Raw genomic sequence first — 20,593 nt, forward strand, 5'->3', positions numbered from 1 at the left:
AATATTCTATTTGTGAATGACAGGAGCAAGTTAAATGCCATCGAGTTGAAATTAATAAACTAATTTATTTAAGTTGCTGTTTTTAAATAAGACGTTAAAGTTCGAATATCACTAAATGGGTATTCGCTTTCAAGTAATGAAATAAACGGTCTGCACGTTTTATGTGCAGACGGTCGCTTTCCCTGCACCAGAATAAAACATCAGCAGCCAATTAATCGCTGTTCATTCAAGGGGGTAAGGTGTTGGTGTTAAATAATTGTCTTTGGTAACAGTTGCTTGTGTTTGTCTGTGTTGGTGCTGGCTTATAAATTGCTGAGTCTGAAAGTGAATTAAAAACTGATTTCATACTTTCTGCTTACTGTTAATTGTCAGCGTTTTTTTGATGGTGAACAGACAGGTTTTAAAAACTGATTTATTCGAAATTAACTTGTTTTTGCCGTCTGATTAATGGCGTGAGAGGGAAGTAAATACAGTTTCAGGTCGTTTTAACTTTGTTTCTATATTGATGGGCTTAGTAATTTTTAATGAACTTGGCCTTTAAAATGAAATTGGCCTTTTATATGAACTGAATTTTTAAATGAGTAAGGCCAGAACGGGGAATAATGAGATGCAGATTAGTCAGGTTGCAGCACCGCATTCAGGTAACGGGGAAAATTGGACCAAGTCTACCTGTGCATACTGTGGTGTGGGTTGTGGCATCGAAGCCAGAGTAGCCGCTGATGGCGAACTTATGGTGCGGGGCGACGAGACTCATCCTGCCAATTATGGGCGTCTGTGCTCCAAGGGAATGGCACTGGGGGAGACCCTTTCCACCACAGGGCGTATGTTAAGCCCCTCGGTGCATGGGCAGGCCTGCGATTGGCAACAGGCGTTGGATACTGTCGCTTCCTCACTGAATCAGGTGATCGCCGAACATGGGCCGGACGCTGTGGCCTTTTACGTATCGGGTCAGTTGCTGATTGAGGATTACTACGTGGCTAATAAGTTGATGAAGGGCTTTATTGGCAGCGGCAATATAGATACCAATTCCCGCCTGTGTATGGCATCCGCCGTAGCCGGTCACAAGCGCGCGTTTGGCGAAGATTGCGTGCCGGGCAACTATGGCGATCTTGAAATGGCCGATCTGGTGGTGCTGGTGGGCAGCAATCTGGCCTGGTGTCATCCTGTGCTGTTTGCAAGGCTCAAGGCCGCCAAAGAGCAGCGCGGCACACGGGTGGTGGTGATCGATCCCAGAGTGACGGCCAGTTGTGACATTGCCGACTTGCACCTGGCGATTAAGCCGGGCACTGATGTTGCTTTGTTTAATGGCTTGCTGACCTATCTGCATGGTCAGGGGTTGGTTGACCAGGATTATATTGCTGAGCACACCAAAGCATTCGATAAAGCGGTCGAAGCGGCGGCAGAATTTGCGCCTATCTCTAAGCTGTCTGAGGTGACGGGGCTTAACGAAGAAGATATCAACACTCTGTTTCATTGGTTTGGCGAAACTCATCGCACGGTCACACTGTTTTCTCAGGGGGTGAATCAGTCATCTTCAGGCACAGACAAGGTCAACAGTATCCTTAACTGCCACCTCGCCACCGGGCGTATAGGCCAGCCGGGTAGTTCGCCGTTTTCCATTACCGGCCAACCCAATGCCATGGGTGGGCGGGAGGTCGGGGCGATGGCCAATACGCTGGCGGCACATCTTGAATTTGGCCGGGATGATCATCACTGCTTGCTCAGCGACTATTGGGGGTGCAGCGAGCTGGCGACCTCTCCGGGACTGAAGGCCGTGGATATGTTTGATGCTATTGAGCAGGGGCAGATTAAAGCGATTTGGATTATGGCGACCAACCCGGCAGTCAGCCTCCCAGACAGTGAACGCATTAACAGCATACTGGCGGATTGTCCGCTGGTGATAGTGTCAGATGTGGTCGCAGATAATGACACCCTGAAGCATGCGGATATCTGCCTGCCGGCTCAGGGCTGGAGTGAAAAATCCGGCACTGTATCCAACTCAGAACGTTGTCTGTCCCGGCAGCGGCGTTTGTTACCAACTCCGGGAGAGGGTAAGCCTGATTGGTGGATTATTTCTGAGGTGGCCAAACGAATGGGCTTTGCGTCCGCCTTTGACTATGCCTCTGAACTGGAGATCTTCAACGAGTATGTTGCGCTGACCGCTATTGCCAACAGCAGGGAAAGTTCACTGAAGAGGCAGCTTAATCTTGGTGGACTGGGACAATTGACGCCGACTGAGTACCAGCACTTCAAACCGACCCAATGGCCTGTGTCAGGCTGCAGCGAACCCTCCAGGCTCTATGCCGATGGCCGTTTCAGTACTCAGGATGGCCGTGGCCGATTTGTGGCTGTCTACTATCAGGTTCCGGCATTATCCCCGGACAATAAGTTTCCCTTGATGTTGAATAGCGGACGGCTGCGGGATCAGTGGCATACCATGACACGTACCGGATTATCGACCAGGCTCAACTCCCAGGATTTCCAACCACTGCTGGTGCTGAATCCTGAGGATGCCAGAAGCAAAGCTATCGAAGAGGGAGATTTGGTGAAAGTGGCCAGTCAGTTGGCCAGCCAGATCTTTGTGGCGAGTTTGTCGAACCAGATATCAAGGGGGCAATGTTTTGCGCCGATTCACTGGAGCAAGAGTCATTGCTCGTCCGCTAAAGTGAGTTCACTGATCCCGGCGTTCACCGATCCGGTTTCAGGCCAACCGGAATTTAAAGCCACGCCGGTGGATATCAGCTTGGTTGCAACTCAAAGTCGGGTCAGTATTCTGGTGCAGCAGGCACTGCCACTCTTTGTGCTTGAGCAACTGGAGCCTGTATTCTGGGTGAAGCAAAGGGTGGCCAATGGTTATCTGTATCATCTGGAGTATGAAGACGAGGTACAGCCAGTTGTGCACAAGCTCTCGCAACTGCTGGAGGCGAACGGTTTGATGCTGTCAGGCAGAGAGACGCTGGTATCAGAACCGTCAGATGAGTATCGCCGCGTGATTCACCGCGTTGTCCTGTTCGATGCCATTGCGCAAGCGAATGATGCCTTTGCGCAAGCAAACGATGGCTTGGCCATTCAGCCCCAATCCCATCTCAAATCCCAGCCCGAAACAAAGCCATTGTTCAGCCTGGGCACTCTGGCCTGGGAGGTCAGAGACAAGAGGGTGGCCGCAGGAGATATTGCGACTTTGGTAAAGCAGGATTTTCCATTGGAACTGGTACATGCCTTTCTGGCAGGAAAGCTGGCTCAAAGACCAAGTATGGTGTGTGCCTGTAAACAGGTCAGTAAAGCGCAGGTACAGCAGGTGATATCCGCACAGAATATTCAGACTGTCGCCGAGCTGGGCCAAATTACTCAGGCGGGAACAGGTTGTGGAACCTGTAAATCAGAACTGAGTCAATTGCTCCGAGAATGTCAGCTGCGCTGTCAGCAAGCTTGAACAAACCTGGCCTCATAAATGAAAAGCCAGGCTGAGCAGCCTGGCTTTTTCTTTGGCTTGTTTGCAGTCTGAGGCTATCACTTATCCGTAGAGGTGATCATCTCAACATCACCATCTTCATTGCGCTTCAGCTCAATATGCAAGCCTTTAAGCTCACTCATATTCACCACATGGGTGCCGCCGCAGGGGATACTGATCGGCTTGCCGTCCAGCTGAGTTTGCCAGTAGCGGGAGTCGGTGAGGGTATCGCCTTCGCGATGCATTGTGATGGTCTGGTCTGTGGCCAGCCACTCGCTCAGCTGGGCATTTACCTCTACTTCAACCTCTGCCAGAGCGGCAACGAAATCATCATTGTTGAAGCCGCGCTTCTTCAGCGTTTTACCCATACGATAGGTATCGATACAAGCATGTGGCGTCACAAAGCTGGTCTCTTCGGCATAGCTGTGGAAATCATATTGTCCCAGTGCATCCAGTCTGCCAGTTTCTTTTCGCCAGAAGTTCTGCTGCAATACCTTGTTCAGCGCCAGTGCAGACAGATGAGCGCCGCTGTGAGGACGACTCAGTGATTGCTGATAATCGGCATCCACGCTCAGCTCAACTTCAGTGCCGGTGGTCAGGCTGATATTGCCTGCCAGTTGATGCACCACCACAAAGTGCCAGCCCGGCTCATCACGCTTGACCGGTACCGCTTTACCCACATACAGCTGCTGATTATCTACATCCCAGGCACCGGTCAAACAATCAATAACCTCGATACCCTGACCATCAATAGTCACAGTTCCTTTGTCTGCAGGGTGATCAGGCCAGATATGGGAGACAGGATGAAATGGAGTCTGGTCCGTCACCAGCAACGTGGTGTCGGCCTGCTGTTGGCATATCTGTACTTTGGCCGTCAGTTGAAAAATCTGTTGGGTGAAGGTGACCTGAGTTGGTGATACCTGAAACGCTGTCATTTGTCGTTGTACTTGGTTCAGTCGAAGGGATGGGGAATGATAACAAAGCGCACCGTATCTGGTTAGCGGCAATTTATACCAATCCGCATAGGAGTTTAGTCACTCAGCGAGAATTTAAAGGTGTGAAGACAATCAGAGCAATTGAAGGTCTATCGGGATAAATCGAGAGTGCTCTGGGCAGTATGCGCGCCTTTAAAACTCGCCCTTCGGGAGCCTGTCAGCCACACGATTACTGCACAAAATTGTCTAGTCATAGAACCACTATGCCGTCACCAATTTCGCTTGCACTCGAATGGCTGACATGGCTCTGATGAGATCAATCTTCTATGCGGATTGGTATTACAACGGGTAAAACCTCAATTTCATTGATGATTGTGAAGCGGCTCAATTCGCTGGTGAGAGATGCTTCAAAGATGCGCCATTTCTGTGTGTGGCCTCAGAAATAAACTTTCTTAACCCAGCCATAAATCACGCCTTTGCGAGGAATGAAAATCCAAATCTCATTTTTCGCATCTTAAAAAATACCTCTTTGGTGATATGAGATCTGGGCCTCATTCACCTGTCTTTCGCTCTTGCTAATTTAGCGCTCTGCTGCACGGCAGAGCTTTGTGCCTGAAGTGCGTTATTGTCCGAGTCTTCATAGGGCTGTTTAGGTGTTTTACCTGAGAATCATCCTGTGAGGCTCCATTAGTTTCAACGGAGAAATACCGTGGAGTTCATTCTCTTCTGTCTTGTATTCGCGGCAGCCGCTCTGGTGGCCTTTAAGCCCGAAAAAGAAAAATTGGCCAGCCGTCTACTGGTTTCCAGCATTCTGCTCAGCGTGTTCATCTGGATCGTGATGACTGCTGGTATGATCATTCCACCGGGGAACCTGTAATGAACAAAGAACTTATCAATGACGTAGTCATGAACCGCATAGTTGCGGTGGCGTCTTTGCTGCTGATCGCTCTGCCGGTTGGCATCGCTTGTATCGTGCTGGGCTATGGTATGGGGGATAACCCATGTGCTCTGTGCTGGCAGGAACGTACTGCCATGGTGCTGGTTTCCCTGATTGCCCTGTTTATTACGCGGTACGGCCTGAAGCCAAAGTACATAGGTCTGCTGCTGCTGACGTCTGTGTATGGCCTGTTCGCCGGTTTCCGCCACAGCGCTCCGCACATGCTGCGTGATATCGGTCAGGGCTTTGGTCCAGCCATTATGGGCGTACACACTTATGTATGGGTAATGGTAGTGTTCCTGGTGGTTCTGATCGCCGCCGGCCTACTGATGTTCGTTCAGGGGGACAAACTGATCCAGTGGAGCGAGAAGACCCGCTGGGAAGGCCTGAACAAAACCGCCGCCAACGTGTTCCTGGTGGTTATTGCCTTCAACATAGTGCAAGCCTTCACCCAGACTGGTCCTGCTCCGTTCCTGGGTCAGGGCGACCCGGTTCGCATGAGCTTTAACCCGCAGAATATCATCTGGTCTGCTGGTAAGTGGGATGGCCTGACTAACATGTCTCTGCGTGGCGGTTACGGCATCACCAAGCCGAACTTCACCGACATGGCTGTGAACGACGCAACCCGCGCTGATGCCCAGTCTACTGTGAGTGCTGTAAAAACTGTAACTCTGCCTGCTGAGCTTGATGGTGCCGTGACTGGTATCAGTTACAACCCAAGCAGCAAACTGGTCGCGGTTGTCACCGACAGCAACTGGGTAGCTTTCCTGAACGAAGACATGACTCAGGTACTGGCTAAGGCCGAGATTGATCCTAACTTCTCTGTTGAAATCTCTAACCTGGCAGGTGTTGCCTTCGACTCTGACAACAGCGTACTGGTCACAGCCGATCACAAGAGCTTTGCTCGCGTGGCTTATGATCCAAGTGCCAGGATCGCCGATTACTACGCTAACTTCTTTGAAGGCACCGACGGCATCACTGAATTCAAGCGCGGTCGTTTCGAGACTGCCCGTGCTAAGTACAATTATGTGGGTAGCGTAGGTTACGACGCCGCCAGCAACGAGTACGTGATGGTGACCCTGCCGGATGCCAAGCGCAACAACTTTGTAGAAGTTCGTCTGAGCGGTAAGGACTTCAAACTGAATTCTGAGCGCGTCCTCGGCATCGACACCAAGGCTCTGCCAATGGTGACCGGCACTCTGGTTGACGGAGATAAGCTGGTGATGCTGAGCCAGTCCGGCCAGCAGTTGCTGACTGTGGATGCCGCGACCGGTGTTGTGGTTTCTGCCGCCAACCTGGCAGAAGCTGGTAACCTGCAAGCATTGACTGTCCAGGGTGACAAGCTGCTGGTGGTAGATGCTGCTGAAGGTAACAACCAGGTTCGCTTCTACTTCAGGTAAGCCCAGGGCTTCAACTCATCAAAGTGTGTAATAAAGCGAGTGCTCCGGCACTCGCTTTTCGTTTCCGGCTCCATGCCAACAGGAAAACCTTATCCAGGCCGTTCCGGTTTTCATTGAATTGCAATATTTCTGTCATATCATTCACTACATAAAGATAGAGAAATAAAAGAGAATGATCGCACTATGATTTGGCAGATTTTTGTCCGCTTTTTTACCCTGGGTTTGATCAGCTTTGGTGGCCCGGCGGCGCATATTGGCTATTTTCGCCAGACCTTTGTTTCTCAGCTGAACTGGCTGGATGACAAGCGCTACGGCAATATTGTAGCACTCAGTCAGTTTTTACCCGGACCGGGCTCAAGTCAGGTGGGCTTTGCCATCGGCTACCATATGGGCGGTATTGCCGGTGCGGTTGCTGCTTTTATTGGCTTTACCCTGCCATCCTTCCTGCTGCTGTATTTGATGGCGGTGACCAGCAGTATCTGGCTGGATCACTCCCTGTTTCAGGGGGCCATTCATGGTCTTAAATTGCTGGCTGTTGTGGTGGTAGCTGATGCCGTTATGGGCATGTTCCGTCAGTTCTGTCAGAAGCCAGCTGCCAGGGCGATTATGGTGTTCAGCACAGTGCTTTTACTCTTGTTCAGTGGCATAGTCGCGCAAATAGCGCTGATAGGTTTGTCAGCAGTGCTGGGGTATATGTTTTTGGTTCACCCTGAGTCAGACACCAAGCCAGAGCAAGACGCCGGTATTCGCTGGGGTTACCTGCTGAGTTTTGGCATTTTGCTGGTCGGCGGCAGTGTTATCGCGGGTAACGGCTCTCTGGCAGGATTGTTTGGCCAGTTCTTCCAGGCGGGGTCTCTGGTATTTGGTGGCGGTCATGTGGTGCTGCCGCTGCTGGAAAGTACAGTGGGCAGTGAGATGGCGCCGGACCGTTTCCTTGCCGGTTATGCCCTGGCTCAGGCTGTGCCTGGCCCCATGTTCACCCTGGCGACTTTCCTTGGTGCTGAAGTTTGGCTGAGCAATCCATTTATAGGGGCTCTGGTGGCCACACTGGCAATTTTCCTGCCCGGTTTTCTGCTGATGTTGGCCTTTATCAAAAGCTGGCATGCCCTGAGTCAACGCCCTAAGGTGGCCGGTATTGTCGCGGGGATTAACGCCGGTGTAGTCGGCCTCTTGCTGTCAGCCCTATACAGTCCTGTGTTTGTTTCCGGAGTGCTGAATGCTGCAGATATGGCCCTGGTGGTGGCGGGTTTCGGCATTCTGAAATTGATGCGGGTGCATATCGTGTTGCTGGTGGCAGGTTTTGCCGCGGCAGGTATGCTGATGACGCTGGTGTAACTCTCAGCGGTTAATCAAAAAGGCGCTGCATAATCACAGCGCCTTCGTTATGGCTTGGTTATTTGAGTGCTTTAGTTATTTCCCTTTGTTGTTTCAGCACACCTGGATTCCATGGCCGGGGATAACACCGACAATGGCAAATTACGCCGGGAAGTCCCTGACTCCTCAGAGTTGAACCTCTCCAAGCTTTAGCGCCTTCCGTTCCAGGTTTCCGCAGTAGTTACTCAACAGATGCTGCAGATATTCCATATCCTGCACTTGCTCAAAGGTGACTGGCCTGACGGTACATAAAGCGGTGTGGCCGCCCAGATTAATATGAGTCAGATAGAGTCGTTTGCCCGAGCTGTCTATCCCGAAGTGATCCATTCCAAGGGTATGAGCCAACGATATATAGGGCTCAAATTCAAATTGATATGATGTCATATCAATAATGTCATTTGGGCCCACAATGTAGCTTTGCAGGCAGGAGAGGGAATCATCCCTGACGTCCGGATGTTCCCGGTAAAGCTTTTTCACATCATCAATACTTTTTAAGATGATGAGACTGTGCTTGTTGGGCATGGCGCTTTGATTTCCGTGTTATCTGAAAAGCGTTCGCTATTGTTCGTCGTCATGGGGCTTCTTTTGAAACCCCAAAGCGAAGGCGACACCAATGGCAATGCCAATACCGACGCCCAGGGCTAAATTGCCCAGCGCCAGTCCTACACCTGATCCTATGGCTACGCCTATACCAATTCCAAGCGACAAGCGGTTGTTGCGAGAATCACCATTACTGTTTTTCTTGTCCATATTGACTCCCATGTTCCTTGGCGCCGGGCAGTAAACTAACTTTTCAGTGTCTGCACCTGTTGCTTTACTTCATCAAAGGGATATTGGCTGAGCTTACCAAATCCTTCCATTTTGCCTGCACGCAGACGTCCGGTCAGCGGCGTGGCAATGCCACACAGGAATCGGGTTGCGGCTTCGGCAGTGAGCTCTATGCCATCTTTTGCGGCAGCATCTTTCAGCGGCTGAATGAGGCGCTGCAAAGCCGCTGCGTCTATGCTCTCTTGAACGCTGGCACTGGGCAGTGTAGCAACCTGACCACGACATACAGAGCAGTGCCCGCATTGCACCGGTGCCTGGGTATCGGCGAAATAATTCGCCAGACGATGACTCAGACAGGTGTCAGTTTCAAACAGTGCCAGCATAGCGTGAACACGATTGATTTCGGAGCGCTCCTTGGACAGGAAAAGATGGTGCATTTCCTGGCTCAGTCGCTCTGCCTCCTGGCCCTGACAGGCATGCAGTTGATTAACGCGGTAGACGTCTGTCATCTGCTTGCTTTCCAGTTCAATCCAACCTTTGTCAGCAAAGTAGTCAAGCGCCGCAACAGCACGTTTTCTATCGCCCTGACAGGTTTGCCACAAAGCATCGAAGTCCACCGTATGCCAGGTTCTGGACTTGGGGGAAGCCTGCAGCAGAGCTTCAACAAACAGCTTTCTTTCACCCTCAAATTGATTCAACACCTGCTCTTCAGATACTGACATTTTGAAGCGATAGTCGGCGAAGTAACTGAACTGGGGCTCAATAACCCCTGCCAGTTCGAGGTAAACCAGCAAGGTTTTCAGGGGCAGCTGACGCACATTGCAGTCTCTGGACAGGCGGGTAAGCATTACCTCCCATTGCTTACCTGCTGGTGTTGCGCCGATTTCATCTATAACGGCACGAATCGACATCAGATCCGGGGTATCACCGTAGACAAAGTTCTCCAGCACGCTGACCGACTCGCGGTTGGCCAGTACGCTGCACATAGATGGCAACCCATCGCGTCCGGCGCGGCCAATCTCCTGGCTGTAATTTTCCACGGACTTTGGCAAATCGTAATGGATCACGGCACGGATATCTGCTTTATCAACCCCCATGCCGAAGGCAATGGTCGCCACAATGCAGTTGACCTCTCCCTGCATAAAGGCGTTTTGAATACGCTGGCGATCATCACTGGCCATCCCTGCATGATACGCCTGCGTGGCAACGCCATTGGATTGCAGGTGGCGGGCAACACTTTCAGCAGTTTGCTGCAAGGTTACATAGACTATGGTGGGCTGAGGGAAGGGGACACTTTGCAATAAGCCCAGCAGGGCAGAGGCTTTCTCCTGCTCTATGCAGGGCAGCACATTAAGGTCGAGGTTCTGCCGGTAAAAGCCGGTGACCACTACATCTTCCTGCTCAATACCAAACTTACTGCGCATATCCTCAATCACCTGAGGGGTAGCCGTGGCGGTCAGCAACAACACCTGAGGGATATTCAGCTGATTGCGATAAGCTGGAAGTTTCAGGTAATCCGGGCGGAAGTTATGCCCCCATTCGGAGATACAGTGGGCTTCGTCAACAACCAGCAAAGAGATAGGCACAGACCCAATAAACTGACGGAAACGCTCATTCTTCAGACGCTCCACAGAGATCATCAGAATCCTGGTTTCCCCCGCTTTCACCGAGCGCATCACTTCACGGGATTCATCATAGGTCAATGAAGAGTCAATAGAGGCTGCTGCAATCCCTTTTGAACGCAGGAAATCCAACTGATCTTTCATCAGCGCCAGCAACGGAGAGATCACCAGAGTCAAATCAGGTAAATGCAACGCCGGCAACTGATAACACAATGACTTACCGGAGCCGGTTGGAAAAATCGCTGCCGCCGAATGCCCCGCCAGCACCTTATCCACTACAGCCTGCTGACCCCCACGTAATCCTTCAAAGCCAAAAACACGCTTCAGCGTGCCCAAATACGTGGCGTCCTCTTGCATATTGTCCTCATTATCACTGTGTTAGTTCAGAGTGGAGTTTACACCATTGCTGGTATAATGCCCCGAATGCCCGGAACTATAGCCAAGCTTTGCCTGGCCTAACATCGAAGCCATGTGCATCCAAGCATAACGCCAGTTTGCGTTCGAGAGCTTATTGCTGCACAAAACTCTCCCACGGCTCAGCGCTACCTATGTCATGCAAACCCCTCGATTCTGGCATCCTGCTTCATTCTACCTCCTGCATCCATGCAGTCGTCCGGCAACTTCTGATGGGGACATGGTGCAACCTTCAAGTCGGGAGAAAATGACTCTGGGGCAGAATTTACTTTGAAACAGTGGAGATAATGAAATTCTAATCTGTCTTAGATGTCACCCAGATATAATTGTTAGGTACCTCTGGGCTTTTTGATTAGTTGCATTAGTAACCCTCGCTTTGAATTTGCTTCGTTAAGTGAAAGAGTTAAAGCAGCAAGTAATTTTCCTGCTGCCATATAGAAATCCGTTAACGCGGCCTCGAAATTTCTAATATCAAGCTTCCTAATTATCTCGTACTGGAGTATGGCATCAGGCTCTCTGTGAGCAATTGTATTATGTCTTGCTTCAGAAAGCTGGCTTTCGATAATTCTTCGAGTTTTCTTTAAGCTTTTTATAGCTTCTACTAAGTTCATTCTCGTGGCATCCGTAAGCAACTCAATACTATAGATTTGGTTCATCTGTTTGCCGGTCACTTTTCCCATGTCTAGTTCGTAGATGGTAAGAAGAAGTGTACGTAACGCAATATTTCTCTTTGTTGTATTTGGATGTGCAAACGCATCAGCTTTCAAAGCTTGCATGTCGTGCTCTGCAAGAAGAAAATATAAGCTGATATTCAATAATAGTTTTGTGGCTGGAAATAAATTTCCATCAACTTTCTTATGTTCTCTTACAGTAGTCTCAATTGTTTGTTGAATTACTTTATCTTTGGCGCGAAACTCTTTTTGAAGTTTTCTGTGCAAACGAGATAAAAAGAATCTCTTGAGACTCTGACCAAACTTTTGGTGGAGCTTCATGCGATACCACCTTTCTTGAACAGTGCGATCCCTTTCAAAAAAACGACTTTTTGGCATATCGCTCTCCAGTGCTACAACTTGTAAATCAGCTACTTAAAAACTTTATAGGTATAGTACTTTTAGGGCAAAAGGATAGGTCTCAGTTTCCATTTTGCTACTCACGCTCATTAAATGTGATATTAACACTAACTATATGAATAGAATAATTTTTATTGGTATTGGCTATCCGTGAGCTGTCCTTTTGGGATAACAGGAGCTACTCCTGTTCTCTCTGATTTAATGGAATAACCAGACGTAAAAATCACATTGGGGCAAATCCGAGCTGGCGGGATACGTCAGTCTTCGCGTGGCGGCCAGAGGCCTTAGGGGAACGTTAGTGGAATGAAACTCATCAATCTACTGTTTAACGACACACTAATCCCCGTCCGAAGTTGCCGGAGGGAAATGACTTCTATAGCAAGCTCTGTCATGGATGACAGAGCAGACGCCGCTGAGCCAGGGATGGCGAATCGGCGGTGTTTGCGTCCATTGAAGGCATTTTACGATGGATTACAACTTCGGTTGGGGCGGCAGGGGAGATGCAAGAGGGGATTGCTGTTGATCCCCTCTTGCCCAGTGTGGGTGGAACCCACGACTTTCTGCCGCTGAAAGCGGCCTGTCCCGCAGGGACAAACCTATAATTGCAAGTGCAGCTTGCCCCCGTAGTGCCGCAGGCACAATGGACTGCAAGTCCATAATCAAGCTGCCAGCCAGTCAGCAAACTGGCAAAAAAACACCCTGGCAAGCAAACCCTGCCAGGGTGTTTTAATCCATCAAAAGATGGATAGAAGCTGATCCTCAGCTTACCGGATTAAGCGGCTGGAATACCTTCACTCTCCAATGAGGCGTCATTTAACACCTCATCAAGGGTATCGCCATAACCTTCCATGGCCCCCAAATTCTCGGCGCGTACGGCGCAGAACTTGTACTCAGGAATATGAGCAACCGGGTCCAGGGCATTGATGGTCAGCTTGTTGGCTGCGGCTTCCACAAAGTGGAATGGCAGGAACAGCACGCCAGCCTGGGCGCGGCGGGTCACAAAGGCCCGAATGGTTATTTCGCCACGGCGGGTCGCCAGCTTCAGCATATCGCCATTGTTCACCCCAAGCTGCTCGGCATCGAATACCGACATCATCACCCTTGGGCTTGCCAGCATATCCAGACCTTTGGTCTTGCGGGTCAGAGTCCCTGTGTGGAACTGCTCCAGCAGACGACCGGTTGAGAGCACCAGCGGGAACTCTTCACAGGGCATCTCGGCTGGCAGGCGGAAGCTGACCGGCTCAAATTTGGCCTGAGCACCGCGGATAAACTGAGTCTGGTGCATGATGCGGGTGCCGGGATGCTGCTCATCCAGACATGGCCACTGCAGACCCTGTTTACCCTTGATAGAGGTTGGCGCAACACGCTCCCAGGTAATACCCCGGTATTGAGGAGTCAGCTGGTTTACTTCAGTCCAAATCTGCTCTTCCGCTTCATAGTGCCACTCGGCGCCCATGGCGTTGGCAATGGCCTGAACTATCTGCCAGTCAGGCTTGGCCTGACCCGGAGAGGTCACAGCAGGTTGCAGCTGCTGCACCCGACGCTCGGTATTGGTGAAGTGACCGCGCTTCTCGGCAAAAGCCGCGGCAGGCAGAACTACATCGGCCAGGGCTGCAGTTTCGGTGAGGAAGATATCCTGCACCACAATAAACTCGGCTGCAGCCAGACCATCCAGTACATGGGCCTGATCCGGGTCGCTGAGCACAGGGTTTTCACCCATGATGTACATGGCCTTAAGCTTGCCGGACACCAGCGCCTTCATCATATAGGATGCCGGGATACCTTCCTGCGTCGGCAGGGTGACATTCCAGGCCGCTTCAACCGGCGCACGGTTATCGGCGTCGACCAGCTTTTTATAGCCGGGCAGATAGTTGGGCAGGGCCCCCATATCGCAACTGCCCTGTACGTTGCTCTGACCACGCAGGGGGTTAATACCTGCGCCTTCAAGGCCGATATTGCCCAGCATCAGCTGCAGGTTGGAGATAGCCAGTACGTTGTCATGGCCGCAGGTATGTTGGGTGATGCCCATGGCGTAGTAGATGGCTGTCTTGTCGGCAGTACCGATAAGTTTGGCCAGTTTGGCGATATCTTCAGCGGCAATACCGGTAATAATGGCGGCATTGTCCAGGCTGTAATCACTCTTCATCACCTCAGTGCGAACCGCTTCAAATTGCTCGGTGCGTGCGGCGATGTAGGCATCATCCTGCCAGCCATTGAGCAAAATCTGTTGCATGATGGCGTTCAGCAGCATCACGTCTGTGCCAGGGCGCTGGGCCAGATACAGCTCGGCGCTGTCGGCAATCTCAACCCGTTTCGGGTCGACAACTACCAGACGGGCCTTGCCTGTACTGACTGCTTCACGAATACGCGAGGCGATAATCGGGTGGGCGCAGGTAGTGTCTGAGCCCAGGATAAAGATGAGATCAGACTCAGCAATGCCCGGAATATCATTGGTCATGGCGCCGCTGCCCAGGGTGTCGTACAGCGCGCTCACCGTTGAGGCGTGGCACAGACGGGCGCAGTGGTCGATATTGTTGGTGCCCAGTACGCTGCGGGTAAATTTCTGCAGCAGGAAGTTCTCTTCGTTGGTGGCCTTGGCTGATGCCAGGGTCGCCAGCGAATCACTGCCATACTCGGCTTTGATTTCAGTGAGTCTGCGAGCTACGTGACTGATGGCCTCATCCCAACTGACAGGGACCAGCTGCCCCTGCTTACGTACCATAGGCGTGGTCAGACGCTCAGGGCTCTGAACAAAGTCAAAGCCAAAACGACCTTTGACGCACAGCATGCCTTCGTTGACCTTGGACTCAGAGTCACCTGTTACCCGCATAATGCGGTTGCTGGCTTTATCCACATGCATCTCTACCCGGCAGCCAACGCCACAGTAAGTACAGACGGTGGAGATTTTTTCCAGCTGGGTTTTGGCTCGCGCCTGGGACTTGTCTCTGGCATCCACAAGGGCGCCGGTAGGGCATACCTGCACACAGTTACCACACTGCACACAGTTGGAGTCGGCCATGGAAACGCTGAATCCGGCACGAGGTGCACGACGAATCGCATCTTTGTTCACGCTGTCATTGGCGCTGCAGCCCGGAATCGCAGAGAAACTGGCCTCTTCAAAGCAGATCGCCTTATGTCCGGACTGACGCTGACACATATCGACGCAGGCGCCGCAACTGATACAACGGTTGGCATCGAAGGTGATAAAGGGTGCACTGGTATCCACGGTAAAGCGGCGGGCCTGAGTTGGCGCATCCTGTGCGATAGCTTTGGCATCGACCCTGTACTCAGTGGCATAGTCCCGCAGATCACACTGCTTGTTGGCCTGACAGGCGCACTCAAGACAGCGGGCGGCTTCTTTCAGGGCTGAGTCATAGCCAAAGCCCAGTTCCACCTCAGCAAAATTCTGCTCACGCTGAGCCGGTGTCAGCTCAGGCATTTTAACCCTGGGTTCAACCGGGATATTGGGATACAAACTGGTATCCAGTGTGGCGGTCTTTTTGGCCTTGGCGGCATTGAACTGCTCAGGCACCAGCTCACACACCAGACCGGTAGACAGTTGCTTGTGAATCGCTTCAGCGGCGCGGCGACCATCACCGATTGCTGCCACAGCTGTCGCCGGGCCAGTACGGGAGTCACCAATAACAAACAGCTTCTCGATACCTGCCGACATGGTATGTTCGCAACCTGCAAAGGTGTTCCAGCGGGTCAGGGCGATTTGGCCATTGGACAGCTGGCTTTCCGGATACTTAAGGAACTCCATATCCGGCATCTGAGATACTGCTGCAATTACGGTATCGAACGCTTCGGTAAAGGTTTCCCCGGTGGCAACCGGCGCGCGGCGACCTGAGGCATCCGGCTCCCCCAATGCCATTTTGGAGAAGGTGACTGAGTTTACCCGGCCAGTGTCATCGGCGTGGTTTTCCAGCGGATTGGTGAGGAAGTGGAACTTAACCCCTTCTACCTCGGCTTCATGAATTTCATAGGGCTCAGCCGGCATCTCTTCGCGGGTACGGCGATAGATAAGGGTGACATCGGCGCCGTCGCGCAGCGCGGTACGGGCGCAGTCGATGGCTGTGTTACCACCACCAATTACAGCCACTTTCTGGCCTGTGCTGTAGGTTTTTTCTGTGCAGTAGTCGCGCAGGTAGTCCACACCCAGATAGCAACCGGCTAAATCACTGCCGGGATAGTCCATAGGCACAGCTTTCTGGGCACCAATGGCCAGACATACTGCGTCATAACTTTCTACCAGATTGCTCAGCTGAATATCCTGGCCCAGACGGGTGTTGGTTTGAATATTCAGACCGTTGCGGCACAAGAGTTCAATCTCTTTATCGAGGATCGCCTTGGGCAGGCGGTACTCGGGAATACCGTATCTCAGCCAGCCACCGGCCTGGGGGGCACTGTCGAAAATAGTGACCTCATGGCCCTGATTGGACAGGAAGTATCCGGCAGCCAGACCGGCAGGTCCGGCACCAATAATGGCCACCTTCTTACCCGTATCAGCTTCGCGCTCAGGCATCCATGGGTCTTCATCATTCAGATCCAAATCGGCGGCGTGACGCTTAAGCTGACGAATTGCCAGAGGCTCATCAATCAAGCCGCGACGGCATTCAGACTCACAGAAGGCCGGGCACACACGACCGATACTCAAAGGCAGTGGCAGAGTTTGCTTGATGATTTTTACCGCTTCGGTGTGGTTACCCTGGGCTATGTGATACAGGTACTGTTGTACATCGACACCAGCCGGGCAAGCACGCTGACAGGGGGCTTCACAGTCGGCAAAGTGGTCTGAAAGAATGGTTTGCAGGGCATCCTGTCTCAGTTTGCTCAATTGAGCCGACTGGGTGGTGACAATCAGGCCGTTGCTGACCTCTGTCTTGCAGGCGTGAGCGGTTTGACAGGCGTTAACTTTTTCACAGGAACCATGAGTCTGACAGGCTGTGGTCGCCTGTTCATTATTTGTAGGGGGAGCTTGAAGGATCTCCACCACGCACAGGTTACATTCTTGTTTTTGTGGGTTGCCTATGTCGGCATCTGCGTCGTGGGGGAACTGGTGGCACAGGCGGGGGATTTCAATTCCGGCGCGGGTGGCACAGGTCAACAGCGTCTCGCCGCTTTCGGCGGTCACGGTTTGTCCGTCAATAATCAGTTCTATCATGGAAAGACCTTATCGTCCTGAAACATGCATCCGGCCTGAGACTGCAGGCCGACAGATCCGGCCAAGTATACTCACCGGCCTCTAATCTCACGGTCTGGCCAGTCTTCATTTGTGTGCTAATTGAGGCGTTGCTCACAAAGCCTTTGCTAATTGAGCGCTTCGCTTGTTCGCTGGCCAATTGGTGGTGATGGGTGTCACATTTGCTGGTGTTGGTGAGTGAATTAGTGATGGGCGCGACAGCTGACAATACTCCACCTTGACCCCAAACCGGGGATGATTAAGATGCTGCCGTTAATACCAGGGTCTGTTGACCTTTGAAGATGGTTTTTGCAGCACTTTGTCGTTGTTTTATACAAAGCAACGCGATTGCAGTGTAGTTGTTCTACATAAATGAGCGTTAATGCAGTAGAAAGCGACGACAAACGCTGCCCGAAGGGCTCGGCTACACGCGCTTTACTCTTTGTTGCAAGGTATTTGCTTAGGCCACTAGGCGGCACACCTTGCGCCGCGATTAAAGCGCGTCTATCTCGAGCAAAATTCAACCATGAAAGGTCAGCAGACCCTAGATACTGAGCAGAGCAGGGTATGGAAGGACAAAGTGATAAGTGGATGGAAAGGGCCAAATTTAAGCTCAGAGTTGCCCGTTTTGCTGTAGAGATTGTTCTGGCTGTGGCGGCCTTTCTGGTTTTTCTTTTTCTGTCAGTGATACATACCCTGAGCAGCGAATTGGTTAAGGCTTTCATTCTGTACAATCTGACGATGGCGTCGCTCTTATGGATGACGCTCAGGGCTCACCACTTGCTGGAAATGTGGGAAATGCGAGACCACTGACCTGTCTCTCTCTGGCACTTGCCCGCCGTTTCCAGGGGGATTGTCAGCGGGTCATCTTTTTCACAAATACCACCACGAACAGGGCGATGGTAAAACTGCCTGTGAAGGCCTCAAAGGCGGCTACCGCCCGGGAGTAGCCTATGGGCGTAAAGTCACCGTAGCCCAGGGTGGTAAAGGTGACGACCGAATAATAAAGGCAGTTGAAGAACAGCGAGAACTGTTCTGATATTGACTCAGTTGGGCTAAATACCAGTTCTTCGCCGCCATAGCTCAGGCCGGTAAAGAAATAGCAAACAGCACAGATTAAGATCAGCACCATAGAGAAGCCTACTACCCGCAGTGGCGCTTCTCCATAGCCACAGAAGAGGTCGATCAGCTTGGAAACGCTACGTTCGGTAGATATCCTCGGCATCTGGTAGCGGCGCATGGTCAGCTCATGGCGAATATAGTTGCCCGACATACCAAATAAGCCTTCCCGCTCAGCAGCCTTACGCAGATCACGATAGATCTCCTCAGCCTGCTCATAATAATCCAGGGCAATGTCGTTCTCATTTACCTCCAGCGCTTTATCCGCCAATCGCTCCTGCATCAAGCTGCGGCCAACATTGATATTCTCAATCTTGGCACCGTTCCACTTAACCCCCAGCAGGTTGGCATTATCCACATCTGCCATATGCAGGTTGGCGTCCCGCAGATCGGCTTTCATCAAATTGGCATCGTTGAGCTTAAGGTGGAACAGGTGGGCACCGGAGAGATTGGCACGATAGAAATCCGCGTGGGCCATATCATAGCCCTGCTTATGGTGATGATTAACCAGATCTATGCCTTCAAGATCTGCTCTGCGTAAGCTGATGCCTCGCAGTTGGCCACCGTTTTTGGCGTACTCTTCGAGTCGCTCTTTATCTTCAGGATGGTTTTTGGTGATGTTGGGGTCGTGCCAGTAGCAGAGACCTGATTTACCTGCGGTCTCATGGCATTTGTGGCCACCTTGCTCATGGTAACTGCAGCGAGTGTGTTTGGTATCCATAGTCCTCTGCTTGTCCTTTTGCACCTGAGGTTTGTCTGAAGATTGATGATTAACTTCAGTGCTCTGATTTGAGTATAGACGCCAGATAGCAAGCTGCAGCGAGCGCAACTTGCGTCTCTGATATGGAGGAGGAAAGCGTGATGCTTCTGTGGACCAAGCGCGCACTTTCTTAAAAAAATGATGAAGATGCACGCGATTTAATGCTGCGTTGAAAAAGCGGCAACTTGAGTGGGGTAAGCTGCTGAATAACCGTTGACCGGCATGAGGAGTTTTCAGCTTTAATCGAAAACGCCTTAAGCCGCCGACGGCAGTGAGAAGTAAGGGAAAATTATTTGCAATATTCCCCTGTAATACCGGCTCTGCGGCATTGGTAATTGTGTATTCATAAGTTAAAATACGCGGTTTTTATGTGCAGGTGGAGCCGGGGACAATTGTCAGCCGGGTCGGCATGCCAAATATCACTCGTCAAACCATAGGATTATCAGGTCAATGTTTGAAGTAAATCCGGTGAAATTCAAGATTAAGGAGCTGGCTGACCGCACTATGCTCCTTAGGGGGTATCTTTGACTATGACGCCAAACAAGAGCGTCTGGAAGAAGTAACGCGTGAGCTGGAAAGCTCTGATGTGTGGAATGACCCTGAACGTGCCCAGGCTTTGGGTAAAGAGCGTTCAAACCTGGAAGCTGTAGTTAAGACTATCGATACCCTGGACTCAGGTCTGGAGGATGTTGAAGGTCTGCTGGAGCTGGCAGTTGAAGAAGATGATGAAGACACCTTCAACGATGCCAAAAGTGAACTGGATGACCTGGAAAGCAAGCTGGCAGAGCTGGAGTTCCGTCGTATGTTCTCCGGCACCAATGATCATCTGAACTGTTATCTGGATATCCAGTCTGGTTCAGGTGGTACTGAAGCTCAGGATTGGGCCAACATGGTGCTGCGTATGTACCTGCGTTGGGGCGAAGACCATGGGTTTAACCCGCAACTGATTGAAGTCTCTGACGGCGATGTCGCCGGTATCAAGAGTGCGACCATTCAGTTCAGCGGTGAATATGCCTTTGGTTGGTTGCGTACCGAGACAGGTGTACACCGTCTGGTTCGTAAGTCTCCGTTTGACTCCAGTGGCCGTCGTCATACGTCATTCTGCTCAGTGTTTGTATACCCTGAAATCGATGATTCCATTGAGATTGAGATCAATCCTGCTGATTTGCGTGTCGATACTTACCGGGCATCCGGTGCCGGTGGTCAGCACGTTAACAGAACTGAATCTGCGATCCGTATCACCCACATTCCGACAAACACGGTAGTACAGTGTCAGAATGATCGTTCCCAGCATAAAAACCGGGACACGGCCATGAAACAGTTGAAAGCGAAACTGTATGAGCTGGAGATGCTGAAGCAGAACGCCGAGCGCCAGGCCGCTGAAGACGCCAAGTCTGATATCGGTTGGGGCAGCCAGATCCGTTCCTACGTATTGGATGACGCACGGATTAAAGATTTGCGTACCGGTGTTGAAAATCGCAATACCCAGGCCGTTTTGGACGGCGATCTGGATAAATTTATTGAAGCCAGCCTGAAGTCCGGGCTGTAATTGAGAAGAGCG

The 20,593-nt window shown here is 51.4% G+C and carries 13 protein-coding genes; 6 read left to right on the forward strand and 7 right to left on the reverse strand.

Going from position 1 to position 20,593, the window contains the following annotated elements; genetic code table 11:
- Positions 1-577 precede the first annotated feature (577 nt).
- Positions 578-3,433, forward strand: coding sequence for a nitrate reductase (locus tag ACFOE0_RS19270; protein ID WP_248934222.1), 2,856 nt, complete (start codon positions 578-580; stop codon positions 3,431-3,433).
- 77 nt (positions 3,434-3,510) lie between these two features.
- Here the strand turns inward: ACFOE0_RS19270 and ACFOE0_RS19275 are convergent, their stop codons facing one another.
- Positions 3,511-4,386 (reverse strand): alanyl-tRNA editing protein, encoded by an 876-nt coding sequence (locus ACFOE0_RS19275; RefSeq protein WP_248934223.1) that lies wholly within the window; start codon positions 4,384-4,386, stop codon positions 3,511-3,513.
- A 709-nt stretch (positions 4,387-5,095) separates the two neighbouring features.
- Between ACFOE0_RS19275 and ACFOE0_RS19280 the strand changes: the two genes are divergently transcribed.
- The 3 genes from ACFOE0_RS19280 (at position 5,096) to chrA (ending at position 8,058) form a co-directional block, all read left to right on the forward strand.
- Positions 5,096-5,263 (forward strand): hypothetical protein, encoded by a 168-nt coding sequence (locus ACFOE0_RS19280; RefSeq protein ID WP_205407358.1) that lies wholly within the window; start codon positions 5,096-5,098, stop codon positions 5,261-5,263.
- Complete coding sequence (locus tag ACFOE0_RS19285; protein WP_248934224.1) at positions 5,263-6,723, forward strand: disulfide bond formation protein B; 1,461 nt, start codon at positions 5,263-5,265, stop codon at positions 6,721-6,723. Before ACFOE0_RS19280 ends, ACFOE0_RS19285 begins: the two co-directional genes overlap by 1 nt.
- A 186-nt stretch (positions 6,724-6,909) precedes the next feature.
- Complete coding sequence (gene chrA, locus ACFOE0_RS19290; protein WP_380712792.1) at positions 6,910-8,058, forward strand: chromate efflux transporter; 1,149 nt, start codon at positions 6,910-6,912, stop codon at positions 8,056-8,058.
- Between the two features lie 165 nt (positions 8,059-8,223).
- Here the strand turns inward: chrA and ACFOE0_RS19295 are convergent, their stop codons facing one another.
- The 5 genes from ACFOE0_RS19295 to fdhF all read right to left on the reverse strand — a co-directional run bounded on the left by ACFOE0_RS19295 (position 8,224) and on the right by fdhF (position 17,135).
- The gene (locus ACFOE0_RS19295; RefSeq protein WP_248934226.1) at positions 8,224-8,619 is read right to left on the reverse strand and encodes a hypothetical protein; all 396 of its coding nucleotides are present in this window, start codon (positions 8,617-8,619) and stop codon (positions 8,224-8,226) included.
- A 36-nt stretch (positions 8,620-8,655) separates the two neighbouring features.
- Positions 8,656-8,847, reverse strand: coding sequence for a hypothetical protein (locus tag ACFOE0_RS19300; protein ID WP_248934227.1), 192 nt, complete (start codon positions 8,845-8,847; stop codon positions 8,656-8,658).
- Positions 8,848-8,882: 35 nt separating this feature from the next.
- Complete coding sequence (locus ACFOE0_RS19305; RefSeq protein WP_248934228.1) at positions 8,883-10,844, reverse strand: RecQ family ATP-dependent DNA helicase; 1,962 nt, start codon at positions 10,842-10,844, stop codon at positions 8,883-8,885.
- A gap of 386 nt (positions 10,845-11,230) precedes the next feature.
- Positions 11,231-11,950: a hypothetical protein gene (locus tag ACFOE0_RS19310; RefSeq protein ID WP_248934229.1), complete on the reverse strand. Its 720-nt coding sequence runs from the start codon at positions 11,948-11,950 to the stop codon at positions 11,231-11,233.
- Positions 11,951-12,743: 793 nt separating this feature from the next.
- Positions 12,744-17,135 carry a formate dehydrogenase subunit alpha gene (fdhF, locus tag ACFOE0_RS19315; protein WP_248934230.1) on the reverse strand — a complete coding sequence of 1,464 codons (4,392 nt, stop codon included), beginning with the start codon at positions 17,133-17,135 and terminating at the stop codon, positions 12,744-12,746.
- Positions 17,136-17,720: 585 nt separating this feature from the next.
- On the opposite strand from fdhF, the gene ACFOE0_RS19320 reads away from it, so the two are divergent.
- The gene (locus tag ACFOE0_RS19320) at positions 17,721-17,966 is read left to right on the forward strand and encodes a hypothetical protein (protein ID WP_248934231.1); all 246 of its coding nucleotides are present in this window, start codon (positions 17,721-17,723) and stop codon (positions 17,964-17,966) included.
- Positions 17,967-18,009: 43 nt separating this feature from the next.
- On the opposite strand, the gene ACFOE0_RS19325 is transcribed toward ACFOE0_RS19320, so the two are convergent.
- The gene (locus tag ACFOE0_RS19325) at positions 18,010-18,993 is read right to left on the reverse strand and encodes a pentapeptide repeat-containing protein (protein ID WP_248934232.1); all 984 of its coding nucleotides are present in this window, start codon (positions 18,991-18,993) and stop codon (positions 18,010-18,012) included.
- 489 nt (positions 18,994-19,482) lie between these two features.
- Here ACFOE0_RS19325 and prfB point away from each other — a divergent pair.
- Positions 19,483-20,581 (forward strand): peptide chain release factor 2 gene (prfB, locus tag ACFOE0_RS19330; RefSeq protein WP_248934233.1). Its coding sequence is split into 2 segments (ribosomal slippage): positions 19,483-19,557 and positions 19,559-20,581, totalling 1,098 coding nucleotides; the frame shifts between segments, so codons are not numbered across the junction.
- Positions 20,582-20,593: the final 12 nt, after the last annotated feature.

The sequence above is a fragment of the Shewanella submarina genome (genome assembly GCF_042646185.1).
Taxonomy (GTDB): Bacteria; Pseudomonadota; Gammaproteobacteria; order Enterobacterales; family Shewanellaceae; genus Shewanella; species Shewanella corallii.

What these genes read in the sequence shown, in the direction of transcription:
- ACFOE0_RS19270 (WP_248934222.1), top strand. Translation starts at nt 578, where the DNA reads ATGAGTAAGGCCAGAACGGGGAATAATGAGATGCAGATTAGTCAGGTT.
- ACFOE0_RS19275 (WP_248934223.1), bottom strand. Translation starts at nt 4,386, where the DNA reads ATGACAGCGTTTCAGGTATCACCAACTCAGGTCACCTTCACCCAACAG.
- ACFOE0_RS19285 (WP_248934224.1), top strand. Translation starts at nt 5,263, where the DNA reads ATGAACAAAGAACTTATCAATGACGTAGTCATGAACCGCATAGTTGCG.
- ACFOE0_RS19295 (WP_248934226.1), bottom strand. Translation starts at nt 8,619, where the DNA reads ATGCCCAACAAGCACAGTCTCATCATCTTAAAAAGTATTGATGATGTG.
- ACFOE0_RS19300 (WP_248934227.1), bottom strand. Translation starts at nt 8,847, where the DNA reads ATGGACAAGAAAAACAGTAATGGTGATTCTCGCAACAACCGCTTGTCG.
- ACFOE0_RS19305 (WP_248934228.1), bottom strand. Translation starts at nt 10,844, where the DNA reads ATGCAAGAGGACGCCACGTATTTGGGCACGCTGAAGCGTGTTTTTGGC.
- ACFOE0_RS19310 (WP_248934229.1), bottom strand. Translation starts at nt 11,950, where the DNA reads ATGCCAAAAAGTCGTTTTTTTGAAAGGGATCGCACTGTTCAAGAAAGG.
- fdhF (WP_248934230.1), bottom strand. Translation starts at nt 17,135, where the DNA reads ATGATAGAACTGATTATTGACGGACAAACCGTGACCGCCGAAAGCGGC.
- ACFOE0_RS19320 (WP_248934231.1), top strand. Translation starts at nt 17,721, where the DNA reads ATGGAAGGACAAAGTGATAAGTGGATGGAAAGGGCCAAATTTAAGCTC.
- ACFOE0_RS19325 (WP_248934232.1), bottom strand. Translation starts at nt 18,993, where the DNA reads ATGGATACCAAACACACTCGCTGCAGTTACCATGAGCAAGGTGGCCAC.